Origin of the sequence: Paenibacillus sp. TAB_01 (assembly GCF_043945595.1) — a bacterium.
Taxonomy (GTDB): Bacteria; Bacillota; Bacilli; order Paenibacillales; family NBRC-103111; genus Paenibacillus_S.
This window is the reverse complement of the sequence record NZ_JBIFNP010000001.1, coordinates 1,535,467-1,557,902: the sequence shown is the minus strand read 5'-3', so window position 1 is coordinate 1,557,902 and position 22,436 is coordinate 1,535,467. Positions and strand designations below refer to the sequence as shown.

The window sequence follows — 22,436 nt, the reverse complement described above, 5'->3', positions numbered from 1 at the left end:
GTCCGTTAAACTGTTCCACATAAAATGTGCCCTGCTTTTCCAGACTTTTCTTGACCTGCTCCATACCGAACCGGACCAGGTCATCCTTATGATCGTAAACAAGCTTCATACGCTCGCCTCCCGCTTCTTTATTTAGCTGCATAGTGAATCTGCAGCCGTATCCGCTGCACGTAGGGCCCTAACCCTCTTCCAGCCTAGGCTTTCGAAGCCAGCAAGGCCCGCCGGTATAATTGAATCAGCGCCTGCGTTCCTTTGTTTTCGTCACCGGACGAAGCCAGCTGCTCGTACAGACGCTTGGCCTGCGACAAGCCGTACAGCTCCAGCCCCATATCCTCTGCGGACTGCAGGGCAATGCCCAGATCTTTGATCATATGCTTGATATAAAAGCCCGGCTCGTAATCCCCGCTGATCATCTTCGGCGCCAGCTGGCTCAACGACCAGCTGCCCGCAGCGCCGGATTCGATGCTCTTCAGCACATTGGCCGGATCAAGACCCGACCGCTCGGCATAGACAATTGCTTCGGAAACCCCCATCATATTGGAAGCGATCGCAATCTGATTGCACAGCTTCGTGTGCTGTCCCGCCCCGGCAGGACCCTGATACACGATGTTGGAGCCCATGGCCCGAAAGATCGGCAGCACGGATTGGAACGCTTCCGGGTCTCCCCCGACCATGATGGACAGCTTCCCGTTCTTCGCCCCGATGTCTCCGCCCGATACCGGCGCATCCAGCGCATGAAGTCCCCGCTGGCGCGTCTCCTCGTAAATCCGGGCGGCCAAAGCCGGGCTGGAGGTCGTCATATCGATAATATAAGCGCCCGGCTTGGCGGCCGAAGCGATACCGGAAGATCCCAGCACCAGCTCCTCTACGTCGCGCGGGTATTCGACCATCGTAATAACGGCATCGGCATGACGTGCCACATCGGCAGCGCTGTCGTGCCACACTGCGCCTTCCTGCAGCAGGCTCCTCCGCTTTGCTCTTCGTTCTGGTAAATACGTGAAGCTGATACCCCGCCTTCATCAGGTTGCGGGCCATGCTTTTACCCATCACGCCAAGTCCGATAAAGCCTACGGCGGCATGTTCTGCGATTGAATTCATATCTTTGTTCTCCTTTAAATTGTTATTCGACTAACAACTAACGGCTGGTAACCGCTGGAAGCGGATCATCCCTTGACGGAGCCCAGCATAACCCCTTTGGCAAAATGCTTTTGCAGGAACGGGTACACGAGCAAGATCGGTGCCATAGCCAGCATGATTGCCGCCATGCGGATCGTTTCCTGCGGTACGACCCGGTCGTCGCCGCCCGCGCCCGCCTGGCCTACGCCGTTCGAATCGGAATCGATAACCAGCGTCTTGATCAGCACCTGCAATGTCCATTTCTTTGAATCCGAAATATAAATCAGCGCATTGAAATAGGTGTTCCAGTGGGATACGGCGAAAAACAAGGTAAACGCCGCAATCGCCGGCATTGATAACGGAATGATAATCCGCAGAAAGACGCCGATTTCAGTACATCCGTCCATCCGGGCGGATTCCTCCAGCTCCGGCGGATGCGACTCCAGGAAGCTCTTGATAACAAGCAGGCTCCAGGCGCTTGTCAAGCTTGGCCAGATGAGCGACCAGGAGGAATTCAGCAGGCCCAGCTGCTTCACGAGCAGATACCCCGGCAAAATCCCGGCGTTGAACACCAGTGTAAAGATGACGGCCCCGAGCAGCACCGAGCGGCCCGGCAGCGATTTTTTGGTCAGAACATAAGCGAAGCTGAAAGAAACGATGAGATTAAGGAATGTTCCGACGACCGTGATGAACACGGTGCTTTTTAGCGCGTTGATAAAGCTGTTGGTCGACAAAATGTATTTATATGCGGACAGCGACCATTGATCCGGGAAGAGATAAAATTTAAGCGGAATATACACCTTCGGATCGGTGAACGATACGCTGAATACATAAACAAACGGAAACAGACAGACCAGTGAGATCAGCGCCAGCAATGAATAATTGACATAATCGAACACGGTCGCTTTCTTTTGGGCTACAAAGCTCATGCTTCAATCCTCCTTGTCGGTATTAAGGCAGACAGCGATCAATAGATCCCTTCATGCCCGAGTTTTTTCACAATATAGTTCGAGACGAGCACGAGCACCAGGCCGACGACTCCTTTGAACATACCGACCGTTACCCCGGTACTGATCTGGCCATTCAGCACGCCGATCGTATACGCATACGTATCGAACACTTCAGCAACGGAGGAGACGAGCGGATTCATCATCAGCAGCACCTGCTCGAAGCCGACATCCGCCATATGACCCAGGCGCAGAATCAATAAAATAATGATAGTCGGCCGGATCGCCGGCAAAGTAATATGCCAGATCTGTCTCCAGCGGCTTGCTCCGTCCATGACGGCGGCTTCATAACGCTGCGGGTCTACCCCCGCAATGGCGGCCAGGAAGATGATCGTTCCCCAGCCTGCTTCCTTCCACATATTCTGCGCCGTGATCAGCGCCCAAAAATAATTCGGATTGGACAAGAAAGGAATCGGCTCATATCCCGCTTCGGAGATAAGCTTGTTGATAATCCCCACATCCGAGGAAAGGATGAAGAAGGTCAAGCTGACGACGACAACCCAGGATAGAAAGTGGGGCAAATAAACGATCGATTGATTAAAGCGCTTAAATGCTTCGTGTCTTACTTCATTCAGCATAACGGCCAGCACGATAGGAACCGGAAACATAAAGATCAGACCGAAAATATTAATCGCGAACGTGTTGCGAAGCATGATATAGAAGCTCGGGTCGGAGAACAGCTCGTTGAAATGCTTCAGCCCTACCCACTCGCTGCCGCTGACGCCGGCATACGGGTTGTACTCCATGAAGGCGAGCAGAAGCCCCCACATCGGAACGAATTTGAATAAAAGGAAGTATAAGACTCCGGGTACAGCAAGCATGTATACATATTTGTGTCTGGACCATATCATCCAGCCCCGGGATCGGACCCGCGCCGCGCCCTTGGTGTTAACCCCTGCAGTTGACTGCATCTTCATGCACCTCTCTCTGAAATATTCGTATCTTCAACGGCGAAGGTTCATTCATGTAAACCCTTCCATGATTAGGTTCAGTATAGATCCGGGCCGCAAGGCAGCCAATAGACAATTTTTGAGCCGATCCGTCTTGGCCGAACGGACGTCAATTATTGTCTTTACCGCAAAAAGTGTCCGGCCAGCCTGCCGTCAATCCGGCTCTCGGAAGCAGCAAACGGCGGCGGCTCGCCCCGGAAAATCAGGGAAACCGCCGCCGCTCACTTTATAGAAATAGACAAGCGGATAAGGGAAATCTTCGCATCCGCAGCATCACCGCTGGCGCGTCCGGAACGTGCTCGGAGATACCTTGATAAAGCGTTGAAAAATCCGGTTCAGGTTCCGTTCGGAGTAACCTACGGCGGCAGCGATTTCACTGACGTTATGATCGGTCTCCGTCAACAGCCGTTTGGCCTCCTCCACCTTGCACTCGACGACAAAATCGAGGAAGTTCACACCCATCTCTTTCTTAAACAGCCGGCTTAAATAAGATGGGCTTAGGCCCACTTGCTCTGCGCACTGCACCAGAGACAGATCGCTGCCGCAGTTGTCGCGAATATGCTTGCAGACCTGTTGAATGACCGACTGTCCCGATTCAGTGCGGTAGTTGTCCGTCAGCCAGACATAGAACGGGAACAGGCTTCCTGCGAACCAGTCGATGATTTCCTGGGAGGTCTGCCTTGTTTGCAGCTGCCCGTACCAGTCATGCTCCAAAATGTCCAGCAGGCTGGCCCCCTGCTTCTCCAGAGAGGTAATCAGCGCGGACAGCAGCAGATTATAGCTTTGATAAATCGAACGGTAAGACTGGGAAGCCCGGATCGTCTCGGCAAAAGCGGACAGTCCCTCCGCCGCCTTATCCAGCTCGCCCTGCTCCAGCGCATGAATGATCGCCGTTTCATACTCACGCGGATAGCGGAAGGCCGCCTGCTTCTTCTCATTCTCCAGATGCTCAATGAACAGAACCCGCTCCGTTTGGTTGAATATCCGGTACTGCAGCGCGTTCTCCGCTTCCTTGCAGGAAACCGGCACATCCTCGATATGGAAGTAAAAGCGCCCGACGCCGACCGAGGCCTTCATCGACAAATGCTCCTTTAGCGAGTCGCAGACCGATTCCGCGTAGGCGGAGGTCAGCAGAAGCATGTCCTCCTGCTCCGTATCCGCTCCGAACTGGAGCAGCGCCACACCGCGGCCCCGGTCCGGGATAGCATACCCGCGCATACCCGGATGATTCTGAAGAAGCTCCTGCATCACATTGGAAATGACGAATGCGATGATTCCCTTTTCCTCCGGCCGGAACCGGTTCTCCTTGGCGATATTATCGGCGTCTACGATAAGAACGACGCTGGTCGCCTGCACGGATACCCCGTTAGCTTCGCAATCGCGGAGCAGCGGCTCTTTTCGCAAATATTCGCCGCTGATCAGCTGCTGAAGAAACTTCTCCCTCAGTGTCGGTTGGATGCTAGCCATAAAACCACCCAGCTTTTCCGTCTCCTTGTTCAAAAAATCAAGACATTCTTTAATGTAATCGATTTCATTTTCATTGCTTTGAATTTGACCAATACGCAGTGCCTTACTATGATTCATCAATTGTCCAATCGGATTGTATGCGCGCTTCGAATTGAAGTAAGTCAGAATCACGCCGAACGAAATAAAAATAATTAAGAACAGCAGGGTTACACCGCGAATCCAGTTAACCTGCTTGGCAAGCATCTGCTCAGGCACGATCGTTACGTAAATCCGGCCGTAAATATTTTGGGTATACAGAAAATTCGCCGGCTTCCCGTCAATCCCGCTGGCTGTAAAGCTGCCCGAATTATGCCCCTGCTCCTGAATGCGGTCCAGACTGTCCAGCCCTTCCAGCAAAGCAATCGCCTGGTCATAGCCAAGCTCCTCGCTGCCCGGGACGCGTTTATGATGGACGATGAACAATTGCTGGCCTTCCGGAAGCAAATACGTATCGGAGTCCATAAATTCGCTGAAGGCGGAGCTTTCGATTTCTAAAGAGAGAACCCCCTGCGCCTGGCCTCCTCCCAGGTTCGGGATCAACCGGGCAAAGGTGACGTATCCGTCCTTCTGCGCCTGCGGCAGATAAACCCATTGGGACAGCTCTCCGCTGGCGAGTATCCGCTCAATGTCCTCCCGGTAAGGATAATCCTCCTTATCGATAACGCCGTACCGGTTGGAAAGCACCACATTCTCCACCGTATTGTAAAAAGAAATTTCATTAATGAAGCTGTCGCTGTTTTTCACAAGCATAATTTTATCCAGGAAATCCCGATGCCACAGCCAGCTGTTGCCCTGATCGGGCTCCAGAAAGAAGTTGGTCAGACTCGGGTCTACGGCAAGCTGAAGCGATTCCTGCTCAATAGCCTGAAGCATCCGCTCCGCCCGGTCACTTCATCACGGATAACGAGGAAGTGCTTTCACTCAAGATTTGCTCTTGGGCCCGGTTCATAGAAAATTGATAGTATACTGCGCTAGCCAGTATTAAAGGAATGCACACGGATATACAGCCAAGCCATATCAGCTTATGCAAATACCTACCATGACTGTTGACATGCTTGGAACCTGAAGGAAGAATGCGTTTTATCCAGTTAATCATAATGCCCCCCACATCAATCGCGTGATCGTACTGTCTAAGTATACTTCTCTCTCTCCCATGATGAACCCTTTAGCCAAGCCTAGTGTTGGTTTCGTTTTTTTCATTAAAACAACCTTTATGCGCCAAAGAGGAGTCCACGGCAATGCCTGTGAGCTCCTCCAAGGCGGCAGAGGGAGACGAACCTGTTGTTACCGGCCTCCGGCCCGGCCGCCTCCCAAGGCAATAACGCTTATTTAGGGAAATACTGCTTGTAGCTTTCCGCGAATTCCTTATAAGCGGTCTTCAGATCCGGATTCTCGTTCAGCTTATCAACATAGCTCTTATATTCGTCCATCGAAATTTGACCGACAATCGCTTTGGTCGCCATCGCCTGCCATTCCTTCTCGTACTTCGGCCATACACGGGTCCAAGTATCCGAATTGATAATCGAGAACGGATTCAGCTTGCCGACCTGTCCGTATACTTCGACTTCCTTGAGCTTGGCGTCATTATAAGCCTTCGGCGCCGAAGGGTTCAGCACTTTCATCTTGTTGTTAAACGCCAGCGAGAAGACCTGGTTCGCGTTCGTCGTTACCTGCTTGACACCCAGGTCCGTTAGCTGAGGCTGTCCGTCTACGACCTTGTTATGCACGCCTTCGATACCGTAGTAGTTAAAATCGGTATACTCCGCCGTCGTCGTTTTCTCGAAATAATCGAGAATTTGCTTCACCTTCGCTTCCGGCACCTTCTTGGAAATATAGAATGCGCCAAATGTCGGGTTCGCCAAGCTTACCGACACCCCGCCAGGCCCTTTAAGCGGCGGTAGTGTAATGACCTTCGCGTCAGGCTGCGTTTTCTTGTTCTCCTGCTCCCAAGTGTAATCGCGCCAAATATTGCGTACATAAGAAGCGGCGCGGCCTGTTGCGTACATTTCTTCCGCCTGCGTTTTCTTCATGGTTGAAAACTCTTTGGCCAGAATGCCGTCTGCATACAGTTTTCGGAACCAGTCCACCATTTGGGTATAATTCGGCGTCAATTGATTCTTAATTAAGCCGCCGTCCTTGTTGTAGACCGGATCGAGACCGCCGAACGCCCCTGCAAACGTATCGTCGCCGTCCGCCAGCAGGAAGCCGTGGCCGATAATGCCGATCGTATCCTTTTTCCCGTTGCCGTCCGGATCGCCGTCCACGATTTTCTTCAGATCAGCCGCATATTCGTCAATTGTCGTAGGCACAGGCAGGTTCAGCTTATCCAGCCAATCCTTGCGCATCTTGATCCCTAAGTCGATTTGCGGGCGGTTGCGGGGAATACCGTATACCTTACCGTCCAGCTTCATATAGTTCCATACGTTCGGTCCGCTGTTGTTCTTCATGTTGGGGTATTTGCTGAGATCGCCCAGGAACGGCGTCAGATCCCAGAAAGCGCCCTGCTTGATAGCTTGAAGCAGCGTAGGGCGGGTAATGTTAGTGCTTACGATAATTTCAGGCAAATTGCCGGATGCCAGCACAAGGTCAAATTTCGTGTCGTAATCTCCGGACGGAACCCATTCCACATCTAATTTCGTATTCGTTTTCTTCTGCCATTCCGTCCAATACTCATCATTCATATTCGGAACATCCGCATAGGACGGTACGAGAAATTGCAGCTTTAACGGATCGGCCGCCGCCGTATTTGCACTCCCCGGCTTAGCCGCCGTATCCTTTCCTCCTGCCGCCGGCGCTCCATTGTCTGCGCAGCCGGCCAGCGCTCCCACCGAGAGCACGCCTGCCATAACCATTTTGAACCCTTTACGATAACGCTTCAACATTTTTGAACCCCTCCTCCATTTCATTCGAAACACGCAACCGCCGGTATGTCCTCTGTATTACGGAAACGCTTTCACCGTTATTGTAGTCCCTCTCGGGATGGCAAGTTAGTGACAGTTCTTGCTTCAACCGCCTATTGCAGGCCAATCGCAAATATTGTCCGGCCGGAATGAAATGTCCGTTCACTCATTCTAACACGGGCACGGGCAGATCAATAGCGGGCGGTGACCATCTTCTTGCGAGTATAAAATTCCACGCCGTCTCTGCCATTGGCATGCAGGTCGCCGTAAAACGATTTCTTGAAGCCGGAGAACGGAAAGAAGGCCATCGGCGCCGGTACCCCTACATTGATGCCGAGCATGCCCGCATCGATCCGATCGCGGAACTGCCGGATCGCTTTGGCGCTGTCGGTATACAAGCAGGCGCCGTTCGCAAATTCAGACCGGTTCGAAATATCGATGGCTTCATCCAATGTTTCTGCCCGGACCACACTCAAGACCGGAGCGAAAATTTCCTCCCGCCAGATCTTCATGTCCGTGCGAACTCCATCGAACAGCGTCGGACCGAGAAAATAACCCTCTGCCTCCGCAGCTGCCGCCGTGCGGCCGTCCAGCACGAGCGCTGCTCCTTCGCTCACGCCTGCTTCGATATAGTCTATCGTCCGGTCCTTGTGGGACGAACGGATCACCGGGCCGAGGAACACGTCCGGCTCCAGACCGTCGCCGATCTTCAGCTGGCCGGCCGCCTCTTTCAGTTTCCCGACCAGCGTGTCCGCTATGTCTCCCACGGCCACCACGACCGAGCATGCCATGCAGCGTTCCCCTGCGGAGCCGTACGCGGCGTTCATAATGTTGCTGACCGCAAGCTCCAAATCGGCGTCGGGCAGCACGATGCTGTGGTTCTTCGCTCCCGCGAGCGCCTGCACCCGTTTCCCCTGCGCTGCGGAAGCTTTATAAACGTACTCCGCGACAGGCTGCGAGCCGACGAACGAGATCGCCTGGATGTCCGGATGCCCGATCATCCCGTTTACGATATCGCGCGAGCCGTGAACGATGTTGAATACTCCATCCGGCAGGCCCGCTTCGGCAAGCAGCTCCGCCAAACGGTTCGCCAGCAGCGGAGTTCTTTCCGAGGGCTTCAAAATAAAAGCGTTGCCGCAGGCAATGGCAAGCGGGAACATCCAGCAGGGAACCATCATCGGGAAGTTAAAGGGCGTAATTCCTCCCACAATACCGATCGGATAACGATACATTCCCGATTCCAGCCCTGTGGCGATATCCGGAAGCTGCGAGCCCATCATCAGCGTCGGGGCTCCGGCCGCAAACTCTACGCACTCAATCCCGCGCTGCACCTCGCCGTAAGCTTCGGTATAGCTTTTGCCGTTCTCGATCGTAATGAGCCGGGCAAGCTCGTCCCAGTGCTCTGTCAGCAGCTGTTGGTATTTGAACAGCACGCGCGCCCGCTTCGGAACGGGCGTCTCCTTCCAAACCGCAAAGGCGCTCCGGGCAGCGGCTGCCGCCGTATCCAGATCCTTGCTTGTCGAGAGAGGAACTCGGGCGAGCTCCTCTCCTGTTGCTGGATTCACCACAGTCTCATAAGCGGAGCTGTCGGAAGGAACCCAGCGGCCTCCAATATAATTACGTAAATCCGGTATCGTACGAGTCAGCGTCATAGAGCAGCTCCTTCATTCATTTGAAATTCATAGTCGTAGCAAACGCGGTACAGCGCTTCGATCTCCTCGGCCGTTACGGTCCTCGGATGGTTGCCTGGGCTGCCGCTAGCTATGGCGTCGGCGGCCATTTTGGGCAGGGCCTGTTCGAAAGCCTCGCGATCCAGCCCCCAATCCCGCAGGTTCGGAATCCGCAGCAGCCTGCACAGCGCTTTGACCTCCTCGATCACGGCGGCAGAGAGAACCGCAGACCCCTGTTCCGACAGATCGGGCCGCATCAAACGGCCGATCACGGCAAGGCGCTCCGCCGCATCGTCTGCGGTGAACTCCAGCACGGCCGGAAGCAGCATCGCATTGGAAATCCCGTGCGGCACATGAAAGAGAGCCCCGATCGGGCGCGACATCCCATGGATCAGCGTCACCGAAGCGTTGGAGAAGGCCGCGCCCGCAAGCATGGAGCCGAGCGCAATTTGGGCAAAATCGTCCGCCTGGCCTTTGCCTGAGTAGCAGTTCGGCAGATGCTTGACGAGCAGCCCGATAGCCTGCAGCGCCCAGCCGTCGGTCACCGTGTTCGCTTTCCTGAACCAATACGCCTCGATAGCATGGCATAAGGCGTCGATCCCCGAGGAAGCGATGACGGAGGGCGGGCAGGACATGCTCAGCTGCGCATCCACGATGGCCGCCTGCGGCACGAGCTCAGGCTGGGCGATCATCAGCTTGACATCGGTCCGGGTATCGATGATGACCGTCACCTTCGTAACCTCGGAGCCGGTGCCCGCTGTGGTCGGAATGGCGATCAGCGGCAGCGGCTTGTTCGCAAACCGCTTCGCCCCTCCCGCGTAGTCGGCGATGACTCCGGTATTCGTCATCATGACGGCCGCCGCCTTCGCCGCGTCAATGCAGCTCCCTCCGCCGAGGGCGACAAGAACATCGCACTGCTCCTGCCGGCAGACCGCCAGCGCCGCGTCCACATGCCGGTCAGTCGGCTCCGTATCGACGCCGCTGTATACCGCGCAGGCAAGACCCGCCTGCTCCAAATAACGCCGGCAGGCGTCGACATGCCCGATGCGTTCCATCACCGGATCGCTGACGATCAATACTTTGCTCCCGAGCCCCGCAGCCAGGGCCCCTACTTCCGCGAAAGCTCCCAGGCCGATGACGATCCGGCCCGGCAGCAAAATTTCATGTATCATAGCCGCTCCTCCTCACTCAAAGACAACTACGTCGTAATCCAGCACGCGAGGCACCGTAACGATAACGGCATCCTGCTCCTGCGTAACCGCTAACGGACTCCGGTCGGACAGCAAAAAGGCGCGCTGCGGCTGGAATTCCCCACTGAACGGCAGGCGAACCGTCACGTCTCTTGCAGCAATCAGCTCGCTGAACATTCTTCGGCCCCCGTTCACATTGACGAGGTGAACCAGCCGTCTGCCTTCCTGTACTCTCAGGGTAGCAAGCAGCGTCTCCGGACCGTCTATGCTGAGCGGCAGCCTGTCGCCGGTTGTCCAGCGGACCGCATTGACGAGCAGCAGCGCCCAATCCGGATAGCCGGCTCTTGCGAATGCCGTGTCCGGCTGACCCGGAAAGTAAACCGTCCTGCCTCCGCCGTCATGCTCTTTGGCGATGAGCATAGGCATGCCGGTGTCCGGCTCCTGCGTATAAGACATGCCTTCCGGGAATACGCGGAATGGCGCGGATAAGGTCAGCGGCACCGACGTATTGCCGTTTGCGGTTACCTTGCAGTAGCGGTTGGAAGCCGGAATGACGCTCGTCGCGCCCAGCCGCTCCAGCAGCGGATGCTCAGGTGCCCGTACATTCAAATAGCTCTGCTTGTATACGCCGTTGTCCTCGCCCATAACCGAATCCGTGCTGTGATACGCGGCTCCGAACAGGTCTGCCAGCAGGAAATCGCTGCGCCGGTTCCCGTCCGTATCGAACAAGGACGTTTCGAACGTTGCGATAACATTGCCGCCGCCCTGAACGTAACTGCGCAGCGCCTCAGCCGTTTCTTCCGACATGCAGGCTGTCGAAGGCAGAAGAATTGCCCGGTACTTGCCGAGATCGCCCCGCTTCACCACCGCATCCGAAATAAGATCGAACGGAATATGAGCATCGGACAGCGCCAGTTCTGCGCCGCGGATCGCATCCACATAGTTCAGCTTCGGCTGATCCCGTCCGTAATAGAACAGTGTATCCTGGGAGTAGACAATGGCGACGTTCGCCCCGGAACGGTCGTCGTTGAAGTACGGCTGATTATCGGCGACAAAGCGGTACAGCGACTGTACGGCCGGGAAGCCGCGCTGATCCTGGTGGCCCTGAATCGGTCCGCCGGATAGATTCAGAATCGCATTGCCCCCATTGGCATAAATTTGCGCCATATACACTTTCTGCTCTGCGGGCGGTACCGCATTGCGGCGCCATGGCCACGCCTGAAAATAGGAAGCCAGTACCCAAGGCTGGTGGTCGCTGACGCTGTTCAGGAAGTTCGCTTCCTCTGCAGGCCACAGTAGAAAATCCCAATGTCCGGAGTCCCCGTCCACACGGATCCGGGTTTGAGCCTCGACCTGAACCGCATCGATATATTCGGCCATCCGTTCGATATCGAGCGCGCCTTTCGTGCGTCCAGCCCGTCTCGCCGAAGCACACGCTGTTGCACATGACCGGCATATTCGGATCGAGCGATTTGACCAGCTCATACAAAAATTGCGACCGCTCGACGACACGCTGCTGCCGCCAGCGCTGGAACGTGCCCCAGACCGGATCGTTCCAATCGTCTTTTACCGGAATTTCTTGCCCGGAGAAGGCGCTGAATGCCGCTTTACAGCGGGCGCAGTGGCAAATGCCGTTGCCGTAGGAAGAGAAGCCGTAGCTGCCGCCGCCGAATTTAATGCCGTCCACGTCATAGCGCGTAACGATTTCCGTTAATATTTCGGCCAAATATTCGTTCTGGTAGCCGCTGAGCGGGCAGGCGATATAGAAATCGCCCAAATCCTGATTGGCTTTGTAAGGCTTGCCGTCCTGATCGCAGGAGCACCAATCCGGATGCGCCAGCGCGGCATTGCCTGGAATCAGGCTCAAATCCATGGCGGCCACAGCGCGGATATCGTACTGGTGAACCGCTTTCACAATATCCCCCGTCAAATCGCGGTCCCCGAGAAAGGGGCTTGTTCTGATCGATAAGCTCGTCGGATGCACCGTAACGTATCCTGCGCAAAAAAATGAAAGCACGTTCACGCCCAGCTCGTGCAAATCCTTCGCCAGCCGTTCCGTATCGAAATCGATGCAGTCTACATCCCGAATGGTCAAATGGACGCCCCTGCTTCGCTTCTTCAGCCAATCCGATTGTGCCATGTTTATCCCTCCAAATAAGTTATGCGGCAGCCGCCAGCTTGAGAAAGCCCCAATTCTGCTCCGGCTGCCTAGAAAGCAAGCTGTACATAAAGCATGCCGTCGTTTCCCGTTTGATTATAAATAAGCCGCTCTCCGCACCCTATAGACACTTTTTGCTGCCGCGCCCCGCTCGCTGACGGGGCGCAAGATTTGTCCAGCAAGACATGAATTGTCCTGCTGCCCTTTGAATTTGAAGCGGACACCGAAGCAGCCGGTGCAAATGAAAATGGGGAGCCGATTTGTCCGGCCGTCCGCCATCGCTCTGCCGTGCGGTTTCTCTCCCGCGAAAGCATCGGCAGGCCAAGCCTGCCCTGCTTGCTGCAAACGGCGGAAAACGGCCGCTTACAAATCGCGGCTTCCTGCCGCGGCGAACTCAACATCGGCGAGCACTTGGGGACGGAACAACCCCCAAGAGAACGGCGTGCGGCCGAGATGCATCAAAGGCTGCTCCACATAGTGGGACTCCGTCACCTCGATCAGCCGTTCCCAGTGGCCGGCGGCGTGCGGCGCTGCCAGAAGCCTTTGCGCCTTCTCGCGCTCCGCTTCGTCGCCGGTTCTCCGGTACAGCTCATAGGCAACGGCGGCGCGGAGCTTATCCGCAAAATAATAATTCAGCTGCGCCCATGCTTCGATATCCGCCTTCTCGCAGCAGAGCAGCGGCGTCTCGGCTGAGATGGAAGCCAGACATTGCTGCCCTTCCTGCGCATCGGACTCCAGCGTGTCCGCCAGCTGCAGCGGAGTTATCGCATCCGCTGCGCTTCCGCCCTCCAGCAACCGGCTGACATAATCGGACACCGACAAGTATGCGGGATTGAACGTTTTGCGCTGCAGCAGGTCCTGCAGCGAAATAAACGCCGCGCCTCCGTCGTATTCCGATTCCCCGGTAGACAGAAAGCCTTCGGCATACAGGGTGAAGTCCCAGGTGAACGAATACATCGATGCCAGCGCCATCGGCATCCGGCACACCGAAGCGTAAGCCTTCAGAAGCGACGCTCCCACCTCTGCTTGATGCTGGCGGTCGATGGCCCGCTCAAACACCTGATCCGGCGTCGACGGATCGTACAGCATCCGGCCCCACAGCATGTAGTACAGCCAATTTTTCTCGAATAAATAGTCCCAGTTCTTATGGTCGCTGTCCTGTGCATGGGAATAATCCACTCCCGGGATTATGCATTCGGACCCGATATAATAGCCGCCTACGTAGTCCTGGCCATTCTCGCGGATATGCTCGCGGATAAACTCCGGCTGCGCCCAGCGAAGCGTGAAAAAGTCCTCGTTACGGATCATCCACGTAATCTTGTAATGCTCAGGCGCAGGCTTCCAATAGCCCTCCATGCCGTCGGAGCCGCCATGGGTCAGCAGCAGCTTTGGCGAGGAGTAGGCATGTGACCAGTTGAATTTGACCTCAACCCATACGGGCTCAGGCATAAAGCCGTTGCTCTCGATAGCTTCGCGGGTGATCGAAGGATCGACGGAAAACGGCGCGCGGTGAATGAATTTGACCGGCCGGTTCGCCTGCCTCATCCCCTCGAAATACACCTCTTTAACCCATTCCTGCCGATCCTCCGGCGTCATGTCGTTCATTCTTTCCCCCAGCGAGATGCCCAGACCGGTCAGATCGGGGTATTCCTCGATCATCTGGATGACGCTTTCCCGGGTGTACTGCTTAATCTGCTCTGTGGAATACGAATCCCCGAAATGATAAAAGGTGTCGTCGCTGATTGCCTGCGGGTCGTAATGCTCGCGGAACGCTTCCGATACGAAAATGTTCCAATTGACCATATACGTTTCAATGCCGCGTTCCTTCGCCATCCGAAATAATGCGGTCCGAATACTGCTTCCACTCCGCCAGCTCTTCATCGGTAAACGGGCAGGCCTTCGGAAAATGCTTCGACCGGATCATATAAGGAAACGGATGCAGGTTCCACAGCGTCAGCACGTTGTACCGGTTCTCCGCCATCATATCGAGAAATTTTTGCCAAAATCCCAGATCGCGGACGGTGTCCCGCTGCAGGTCAAAGCATTCGTTCCTCCGGTAGGTAGACCATGGAAGGTTGAATTTAACCGCCCGGAACGGAAAACGGGCATTCGTTACGCCTCCTGTCACGGCGTCCAAGCTGCCCTGCTGCTGCAGCCGTTCTGCAAGCTCCAGCGTGCCGTACATGGCCCCCGCTTCATCCCGTGCCAAAACATATACAACGGATTGTGTCCCTTCCTTCTCAATGCGAAGCTCAAAGCCTTCCGCAGCAACGGCTGGATCGATCGTTACGCCATATCGCTGCGCCGCTTCTTCCGCTGACGACAAGATGATAACGGTTGCAAAACTGCCGTTGGCAGCCGGTCTCCCAGACTCTTCCGTGATTGCATCGGCATTCGGATTGGTGATATCGGCTTCTTCCCCCAACGTCTTCCAGACGTTCAGCAGCTTGTCTGCCGCGAAGCCGATCATCGTGGATTCCTCTCGATAAACAATGGTTGCAGCCACTTTATTCTCCCCTTTCATTTATCCTTTCTTCATCTGCGTTATCGTGTTATTTCCTCTGGATGCATTTCGTCAAGCTCGTTCTCAAGCCTTATTGTAATCTATCGTTCAAAGGCGGTTAACTGACAGTTCTTGCTGCGGGGGCGGCAGGAGCAAGATTTGTCTTCCTGCGCATTTCTTGTCCTGAACGGACTTTTGCGCTTTTTGGCTGGAAGCGTCGATTGGTTAAAGCCTGGTGTAAACCGCTTGGTGTAAACCCAGAAAAGCTTCGTATAAACCCATACGTTAGCGCGCGGGGAGGGAAGGGGTCTGGAGTTTCAGCCGTTGTTGAAGTCGTGTTCCATTTGATTAGATCCAGCGGGGGGAACACGACTTCAAAGACGGCACGTAAACTTTCCACCCCACACTCCTTCCTTCTCTGGATTTACGTTTATGGTAAGCCGCAATATTTTTATTCATAATCGGCCTGTCATCCGATGTGCTCTTACCAGTCTACGATTTCGATGCACATCCATGAACTAATTGCTGTAGCAGCTATTTTACGACCCACTTCTTCGTGGTCCCCATTTCGCCAGCTGGCAATTGGGCAAATGGCAACACCTCAAGCAGCCAAGCAGTAGGCCATCCTCCATCCTCCATGCTCCCTGGCCTGGCTTCCAGGCACGCATATTGAAGCCTGTAAACCAGCCTATCGAAGCTCGTAGAGCTCGATAGCCGTCCGCGTAGAGTCCATAATGCACGATGCGTGCTGGAAGTCCAAACCTGGCTGCTTAACTTCCACAGCTCTCTCAAGCGGTTGCCGCAGCGCGTTCCTCCTTCCCGCGGATCACCATGTTATCCCCTCAAGCAAAAAAATCCAGCCGGAACGCTGCTCCGACTGGATTGTTGTCCTACATATTTATTTGAATCGCTTGCTCGACCCGCTCCGAGCCGGCTAGACTGCCGACGCTTTCCTAAGCGTTCAGCGTCGCTTGCTTGGCCTTAAACTCCCTGCGGTAGCGGTGCAGGATCGGTTCCGTATAACCGCTCGGCTGGTCGTATCCTTGAAGCACCAGCTCAATAGCCGCTTGGAACGCTGCCGAGCCGTCATAATTATCCGACATCCGGCGGTAAGCAGAATCGCCCTCGTTTTGTTTGTCGACGACCTGAGCCATCCGTTTCATCGTTTCGATAATCTGCTCCTCGGTACAAATGCCGTGGTGCAGCCAGTTAGCCATATGCTGGCTGGAGATGCGCAGCGTAGCCCGGTCTTCCATCAGGCCGATATTGTTGATATCCGGCACTTTGGAGCAGCCGATGCCCTGCTCTACCCAACGCACGACATAGCCCAGAATCCCTTGTGCGTTGTTGTCCAGCTCCTGCTGGATTTCCTCCGGCTTCCAATTCACATCGGAGCTGACCGGAATCTCCAGAATTTGATCCGTATAGTCCGCTTTCGTCAGCTTCAGCTTGTTCTGCACTTCGCGGATATCCACTTGATGATAGTGCAGCGCATGTAGAACGGCTGCCGTAGGTGAAGGTACCCACGCGGTCGTGCAGCCCGCTTCGAGCTGGCTGATTTTTTGCTTCAGCATTTCCTTCATCAAATCGGGCATCGCCCACATGCCTTTGCCGATCTGGGCGCGTCCCTGAAGTCCGCATGCCAGCCCGATCGCCACGTTTGACTGCTCGTATCCTTGCAGCCATCTCGACGATTTCATGCTGTTCTTGCGAATCATCGGTCCGGCTTCCATCGAGGTATGCATTTCGTCGCCGGTTCGGCCCAGGAAGCCTGTGTTGATAAAGACGATCCGGTCTTTTACCTCGCGGATGCAGGCTTTCAGATTAAGCGAAGTACGGCGCTCCTCATCCATAACACCGATTTTGATCGTATGGCGTTCCAGGCCGAGCATATCCTCCACCCGGTTAAACAACGTGTTCGCGAAGGCTGCCTCTTCCGAGCCATGCATCTTCGGTTTTACAATATAGATAGAACCTTTGACGGAATTCGGGAACGGATTGTTTTTCAACAGATCCTGCTTGGCAATCAGGCTCGTGACGACCGCATCCATGATGCCTTCTGGAATCTCCTGCCCGTTCTCGTCCACAATCGCGTCGATAGTCATCAGATGCCCTACATTGCGGACGAATAACAGCGAACGGCCCGGCAATTGCACCGTTTCTCCGGCAGGGGACGTGTAGCTGCGGTCCGGCTGCAGCGAACGGGTCATTGTCGCGTTCCCTTTCTTGAAGGTAGCCGTCAGCGTACCGTTCATAAGACCGAGCCAGTTCCGGTATACATCCACTTTATCTTCCGCATCAACAGCTGCAACGGAGTCCTCGCAGTCCATAATCGTCGTTACGGCCGCTTCCATCACGATATCCTTCACGCCTGCCGCATCCGTTTTGCCGATAGCATGCCCGCGGTCGATTTGAATTTCAAAGTGCAGGCCGTTGTTCTTCAGCAGCAAAGCCGTAGGAGCATCCGCAGCACCGCGGTATCCCGCAAATTTGGAAGACTCCTGAAGTCCGGCGGTTTTACCGTCCTTCAAAGTGACGGACAAACGGCCGTCAACCACTACATAGGCAGCGGCATCCGCATGAGAAGCGCCTGCTAAAGGAGCCGCTTGATCCAGGAAGGCTCTGCCGTAGGCGATAACCTTTTGACCGCGGACCGGGTTATAACCCGCCGTGCGTCCCGCTCCCTCTTCTTCGCCAATGACATCCGTGCCGTACAGCGCGTCGTACAAGCTGCCCCAGCGGGCGTTAGCGGCATTGAGCGCATACCTGGCGTTATTCACCGGAACGACCAGCTGATGACCGGCCTGAAGCGCTATCGCATCATCGACCTGAGTGGTCGTGACCTCGAAATCTTCCGCCGCCGGCTCCAAATAACCGATCTCCGTAAGGAAGGATTTATAAGCTGCAGCGTCGAAGGAAGCTTTATTCTGAATATGCCATTCATGAATAGCCGCTTGCAGCTCGTCGCGTTTGTTCAGCAGAGCTTTATTTACAGGTGCCAAGTCGCGAATTAAAACTTCGAATTGAGACCAGAACGATTCCGGATTCAAGCCGCTTCCAGGAAGCGCTTCGGATTGGATAAATTGGTGCAGTGCGGAAGCAACTTGCAGACTGCCTACTTTTACATATGATTCCATAGGGCATCTCCCTTTTATTATAATTTTTATTTAGTCGGTTACCGGATTCGTCAGCCGGCCAATGCCTTCAATAAAGCAGTCGACCACATCTCCGCTGCGGACAAAGTCCGAGCCTGCCGGCGTGCCTGTCAGGATTACGTCACCCGGCATCAAAGTCATAAAATTGCTGATATAAGAAATCATCACGTCAATCGGGGTAATGATGCGTTCCATCGGAGCATCCTGCATGGCAGCCCCGTTCACCGTAGCTTGAATCCGCGCCGAACGGTAATCGAAATCCGTTTCGATCAGCGGGCCGATCGGACAGAACGTATCGAACGATTTGCCGATAGTCCAATGCCCTTCGGGGTGAAAATAGTTGAACGCACCGAGATCGTTCGCTACTGTATAGCCGAAAATAACGTCATCCGTTTGGTCAGGTTCAATATTTTTGGCGGTTTTGCCGATGATGACGGCCAGCTCCGATTCGAATTTGATCCCGTCGGTTCCCTTGGGAAGCACAACCGCGTCTCCCGGCCCGACCACGGTGGTCAGCGGCTTGAAGAACAGGATGGGCATCTCCGGCACCGGAGGCTTCTCCGCCCCCTCGGGGACGAAATTTTTGCCGATACCGATAATATGCTTAGGAATGAGCGGCGCTTTCAATTGTACCTGCTCTAATGCAAATACATGGCCAGTCAGCTGGCGCTCTGCAAATAAATCCCCCGTAAATTCACGAATGTTCTCGCCCTCGAGAATCCCGCTGCGCACGGTCTCCTCGCCGCTTAAGTTAAACCGGACAAACTTCATCTGACAGCCTCCTATGTTGTTCATTATACTGAACGTCGTTCAAAAAACTTGCCTAGCCATATCTTCCCATAGGTTCTCATCCTTGTCAATGCCTTTTGAGGCAAAAAAATATCCCAGTTTTGCAGCGGCGGCAGCCGGGTTACACAACTTTAAAATTGCCGGCAAAACGATAAACCTTTTCTGCCGTTGAATCGTCTTATATTATAAGAAGCTTGCTTGCCGGAGGTCGTTATGGCAGAATCGTTTTTTGAACTCATTTAATGTCTGATCGTCAAATAATTGAGGTGGCATGGTTGGAAACCAATGTGAATTTTGAGTACTTGAAATATTTATCGGATACTTCCGATAAAAAGGCGATCCTCGAGGATTTAATGACCGCCTACGGCAAAGATGTGTGGAATTACGCCTACAGCATGACGCGCAAGTGGGATCAGGCGGATGATATCACCCAGGAAGTATTTATTAAAGTATACAAAAACTTATACTCGTTCCGCAGCGAATCGTCCGTCAAAACCTGGATTTTAACGATTACCCGCAATATGACGCTGGATTACCGGCGCTCGGCCTTTTACCGCAAAATCACCTTGATGGAGTTCCTGTCCCCATCAGCCGAATCTCCCTCCGCGGAGCAGGCGGTGATCGACGTCATGGCGGCCAACGAACTGTGGAAGCTCGTGCTTCAGCTGCCGCTCAAATACCGCGAGGTGCTGATTTTATTTGCACATTATCAACTATCAATGAAAGAAATGGCGCATGTTCTGGGAGTAACCGAAGGCACGGTGAAGTCGAGGCTGTTCCATGCCCGCAAGAAAATGACGAAGTTAAAGGAGAGTCATAGTCATGGAGTCGATTGACGATCAGTTAAAACAGAACCTGGCCGGCGGCCCGCTTACCCGGAACGGGTTCTCCGATGCGTTGAAGAAGCGCATTGGCGAGCGGCTCGATGAGCAGAGCGGCACAACCAAGAAGTGGGTGCCTTGGCTCAGCGGAATCAGCGCGGCCTTCCTGGCAGCGGCCGTGTTCTTGTCGGTAGACTGGCAAACGGGGCCGGGACAAAATCCAGCCCAGCCACAGCATGAGCGCAGCTCTATGCAGACCTCCTTAAGCTCCCTGTTCTCGTCTTCCGATCACAAGGAGGTGCTCGTTCATTCCGCCGTGCTCATCGGCCTCCGAACAGATCATCCGCAAACCGGCAGCGCTCCCGAATACAGCACCTACCGTACGCTTTTGCTGGCGGATGACCAGGGCGAGCTGCAGAAGATTGCCGAAGGCAACGGCATCCTGATGCCCTACAAGACCGATTTTATGAAAATCGTTCCCGAGAGCCGCGTGAATGCCAATGAAGAATCCCGGGTGCTCAGCGCCTCGCTTGCGGCTGATGCCTCCCGTCTCAAATCTCCGGATACGAAGCCGGTTCAACCGCTCAAGCTGTCCGAGAAGCTGCTTTTTGCAGGCAACCGTTATTTATCCGTCGCTCAGACGGTCCGTCAAAACACACAGGGGAAAGATACGCAATATGAATATGTATGGGTGAAAGAGCTCCAGGATATTATAGGAAATAAGCCGCTCGGCAGCTCTCCATCGGTACAGGACCCTCATGTGTCGATGCAGGAGCTGTACGGCAATACCGTACAGGACCGCCTGAGGGCATTGAGCTCCAGGCTGCAGCTTTCCGCGGGCAGTCCGGATGCGCCGCAGGTGGATGAGAACGGCGAGAGCTGGGCCATCGTCCGCGAACGGGGGCAGTGGGTTCCGCAGCTGGCTACGTATACCGGCCGCGGCAGCAGCAACGCCTTCGGCTACCAGCTTCAGGACGTGCCCCTCATCCTGCCCGACTCCGTCGTAACTTACGATCGGCTGTCCGCGGACTGGAATGACATCCGGCGTATTCGTCCGGATGCTAAGGATGCCTTCTCTTCCCCCAATAACGAGCTGGTGGGGGTTGTGTCGTCCAGCGAAATTACCGTCTATCCGTTCGACGGAAAGCTCGGATCCAAACCGCTGCTAACGCTGAGCCTTGCCCCGAGCGAATCCGTCGTCATGATCCAGTGGGCTATTGACGAGCCTTTTGTAGAGATGTGGAAGGAAAAAGGAAAGAAGCTGCTCGGCTACTGACCGCTCCTGTATCCCGAAAATAACCTCAGCCTTTGAGAAAAGACCATTGCTTTCTGAAAGGGCATTCTCCGTAACTTAGTCCGGAGCATGAGCAAAGACGCTTCCACAACCACAAGATACGTGGGACGGAAGCGTCTTTGCCTATATATTCAGGCCAGAGCGGCGGCGCTGGCTTCGGGGGTTCAATTACTCCTCCGCTTCCGTTCTAATTCCCGTCCGCCGGAGCCATACGAACATAGCTGCAAAGCATGCGGCTCCCAGCACGGCAAGCAGCGTACCAAGACGGTACATCGCCACGGCTCCTAGATTTTGGAAGATCCAGCCTCCTAAGACGCCGGCCGCGATACCGGACAGCCCTCCCCAGCTCAACGCATAGAGGGCCTGCCCGGAGGAACGGTACTGCCTGGGAATGAGCATGGTGGTCAGCTGCGTTCCGATATAGTAATAACCGCCGAAGGTGATGCTGTTCAAAATCTGAATACAGACGACCTCATACGGCGATGACGCCAGAGACATAAGCAGCCAGCGCAGCGCATAGAGAAGACTGACCGCTCCGAGGCACAGAATCATCGTCCGCCGGTTTTTCGGCAGCAGACGGTCAAACAGCAGAAAGACCGGGATTTCAAAGATGGATGTCAAAAAAGCCGACAAGCCGATCAGCCCTTCCTTCCCGCCCAGCTCCGACATATAAATCGGCATAAACGTCGTATTCATGCCGTTCGGAATCGAGATCAGCACGCCGATCAGCAGAAAGGCGGCAAAGCTTTTATTGGCGAAGATAGCCGCATACCCGCCCGGCAGCTTGCTTTCCTTGGAACGAACGTGGCCCCGCGGAAGCGCAAGGGCGATCCCGATAGAGATCAGCACGATCGCGCTGTACATAACCCAGAACCGGCCGATGCCGAGCAGGCTCAATACCGGTCCGGCAGCGGCGGCCATCAGCGCCCAGCCCAAAGAGCCCCAGAGGCGGAATTCGCCGAATCTTTTGCCCGTATGCTCGATGGCATCCAGGATCAAACTGTTGCTCTGGGAGAACAGCGGGCTTTGAAAAAAGAAATAGGCCAGCATCAGCGCAAATAACAGCGTATAGGAGCTTTGGAGAAATACGCTCTGCATGACTACCAGGTTCCCGATCAAGAGCAGCAGCAGCACGCGCTTCGTATGGTTCCAACGGTCGCTCAAATACCCCCAGAACGGATTGGCCAGAATGGAGATAAACGGCTCCCCAGCCAGCAAAAGACCGATCTGCAGAGACGAAACGCCGATCGACTTCAAATAAAGCGGAAAAAATGACGAATAAATCGCGATAGCGCCGTAAATAAAGAAATTAAAGCCCTTGATAACGGCAAACGAGCGCGCCCCTATCCTTGAAGCTTCCTCCATAATATTAGTCCT

Annotated in this window: 15 protein-coding genes and 1 pseudogene; 2 read left to right on the top strand and 14 right to left on the bottom strand. The window is 54.7% G+C overall.

Features of this window, described 5'->3' with window-relative positions:
- Window positions 1-194: 194 nt before the first annotated feature.
- The 13 genes and pseudogenes from ACHHV8_RS07440 to ACHHV8_RS07380 form a co-directional block, all read right to left on the bottom strand.
- Window positions 195-1,098, bottom strand: a pseudogene (locus ACHHV8_RS07440) (NAD(P)-dependent oxidoreductase).
- Between the two features lie 65 nt (window positions 1,099-1,163).
- Window positions 1,164-2,045, bottom strand: a complete 882-nt coding sequence (locus ACHHV8_RS07435) for a carbohydrate ABC transporter permease (RefSeq protein WP_395157711.1) — start codon at window positions 2,043-2,045, stop codon at window positions 1,164-1,166.
- A 38-nt stretch (window positions 2,046-2,083) separates the two neighbouring features.
- Entirely contained in the window at window positions 2,084-3,040 is a 957-nt protein-coding gene (locus ACHHV8_RS07430; protein ID WP_395157710.1) for an ABC transporter permease, read from the bottom strand.
- A gap of 306 nt (window positions 3,041-3,346) precedes the next feature.
- Window positions 3,347-5,452: a helix-turn-helix domain-containing protein gene (locus ACHHV8_RS07425; protein WP_395157709.1), complete on the bottom strand. Its 2,106-nt coding sequence runs from the start codon at window positions 5,450-5,452 to the stop codon at window positions 3,347-3,349.
- Between the two features lie 452 nt (window positions 5,453-5,904).
- Window positions 5,905-7,461, bottom strand: coding sequence for a type 2 periplasmic-binding domain-containing protein (locus ACHHV8_RS07420; RefSeq protein WP_395157708.1), 1,557 nt, complete (start codon window positions 7,459-7,461; stop codon window positions 5,905-5,907).
- A gap of 209 nt (window positions 7,462-7,670) precedes the next feature.
- A complete protein-coding gene (locus ACHHV8_RS07415) occupies window positions 7,671-9,131 on the bottom strand; it encodes a CoA-acylating methylmalonate-semialdehyde dehydrogenase (protein ID WP_395157707.1) in 1,461 nt (486 codons plus the stop codon).
- Window positions 9,128-10,318 carry an iron-containing alcohol dehydrogenase gene (locus ACHHV8_RS07410; protein ID WP_395163447.1) on the bottom strand — a complete coding sequence of 397 codons (1,191 nt, stop codon included), beginning with the start codon at window positions 10,316-10,318 and terminating at the stop codon, window positions 9,128-9,130. The genes ACHHV8_RS07415 and ACHHV8_RS07410 overlap by 4 nt, the downstream gene beginning before the upstream one ends.
- Window positions 10,319-10,333: 15 nt before the next feature.
- Window positions 10,334-11,497, bottom strand: a complete 1,164-nt coding sequence (locus ACHHV8_RS07405) for a beta-galactosidase trimerization domain-containing protein (RefSeq protein ID WP_395163446.1) — start codon at window positions 11,495-11,497, stop codon at window positions 10,334-10,336.
- Complete coding sequence (locus ACHHV8_RS07400; protein WP_395157706.1) at window positions 11,382-12,479, bottom strand: family 10 glycosylhydrolase; 1,098 nt, start codon at window positions 12,477-12,479, stop codon at window positions 11,382-11,384. The genes ACHHV8_RS07405 and ACHHV8_RS07400 overlap by 116 nt, the downstream gene beginning before the upstream one ends.
- Before the next feature lie 381 nt (window positions 12,480-12,860).
- Complete coding sequence (locus ACHHV8_RS07395; protein ID WP_395157705.1) at window positions 12,861-14,330, bottom strand: hypothetical protein; 1,470 nt, start codon at window positions 14,328-14,330, stop codon at window positions 12,861-12,863.
- Window positions 14,308-15,003 carry a hypothetical protein gene (locus ACHHV8_RS07390; RefSeq protein ID WP_395157704.1) on the bottom strand — a complete coding sequence of 232 codons (696 nt, stop codon included), beginning with the start codon at window positions 15,001-15,003 and terminating at the stop codon, window positions 14,308-14,310. The genes ACHHV8_RS07395 and ACHHV8_RS07390 overlap by 23 nt, the downstream gene beginning before the upstream one ends.
- A 950-nt stretch (window positions 15,004-15,953) precedes the next feature.
- Entirely contained in the window at window positions 15,954-18,137 is a 2,184-nt protein-coding gene (locus ACHHV8_RS07385) for a malate synthase G (RefSeq protein WP_395157703.1), read from the bottom strand.
- Window positions 18,138-18,167: 30 nt separating this feature from the next.
- Window positions 18,168-18,926, bottom strand: coding sequence for a fumarylacetoacetate hydrolase family protein (locus ACHHV8_RS07380; RefSeq protein ID WP_395157702.1), 759 nt, complete (start codon window positions 18,924-18,926; stop codon window positions 18,168-18,170).
- A gap of 293 nt (window positions 18,927-19,219) precedes the next feature.
- Here ACHHV8_RS07380 and ACHHV8_RS07375 point away from each other — a divergent pair, with 293 nt between their 5' ends.
- Both ACHHV8_RS07375 and ACHHV8_RS07370 read left to right on the top strand, forming a co-directional pair.
- Entirely contained in the window at window positions 19,220-19,780 is a 561-nt protein-coding gene (locus ACHHV8_RS07375) for an RNA polymerase sigma factor (RefSeq protein ID WP_395157701.1), read from the top strand.
- Window positions 19,767-21,041 (top strand): hypothetical protein, encoded by a 1,275-nt coding sequence (locus ACHHV8_RS07370; protein ID WP_395157700.1) that lies wholly within the window; start codon window positions 19,767-19,769, stop codon window positions 21,039-21,041. Before ACHHV8_RS07375 ends, ACHHV8_RS07370 begins: the two co-directional genes overlap by 14 nt.
- 186 nt (window positions 21,042-21,227) lie before the next feature.
- Here ACHHV8_RS07370 and ACHHV8_RS07365 read toward each other — a convergent pair whose 3' ends face one another.
- Entirely contained in the window at window positions 21,228-22,424 is a 1,197-nt protein-coding gene (locus ACHHV8_RS07365) for an MFS transporter (protein WP_395157699.1), read from the bottom strand.
- Between the last annotated feature and the right edge of the window lie 12 nt (window positions 22,425-22,436).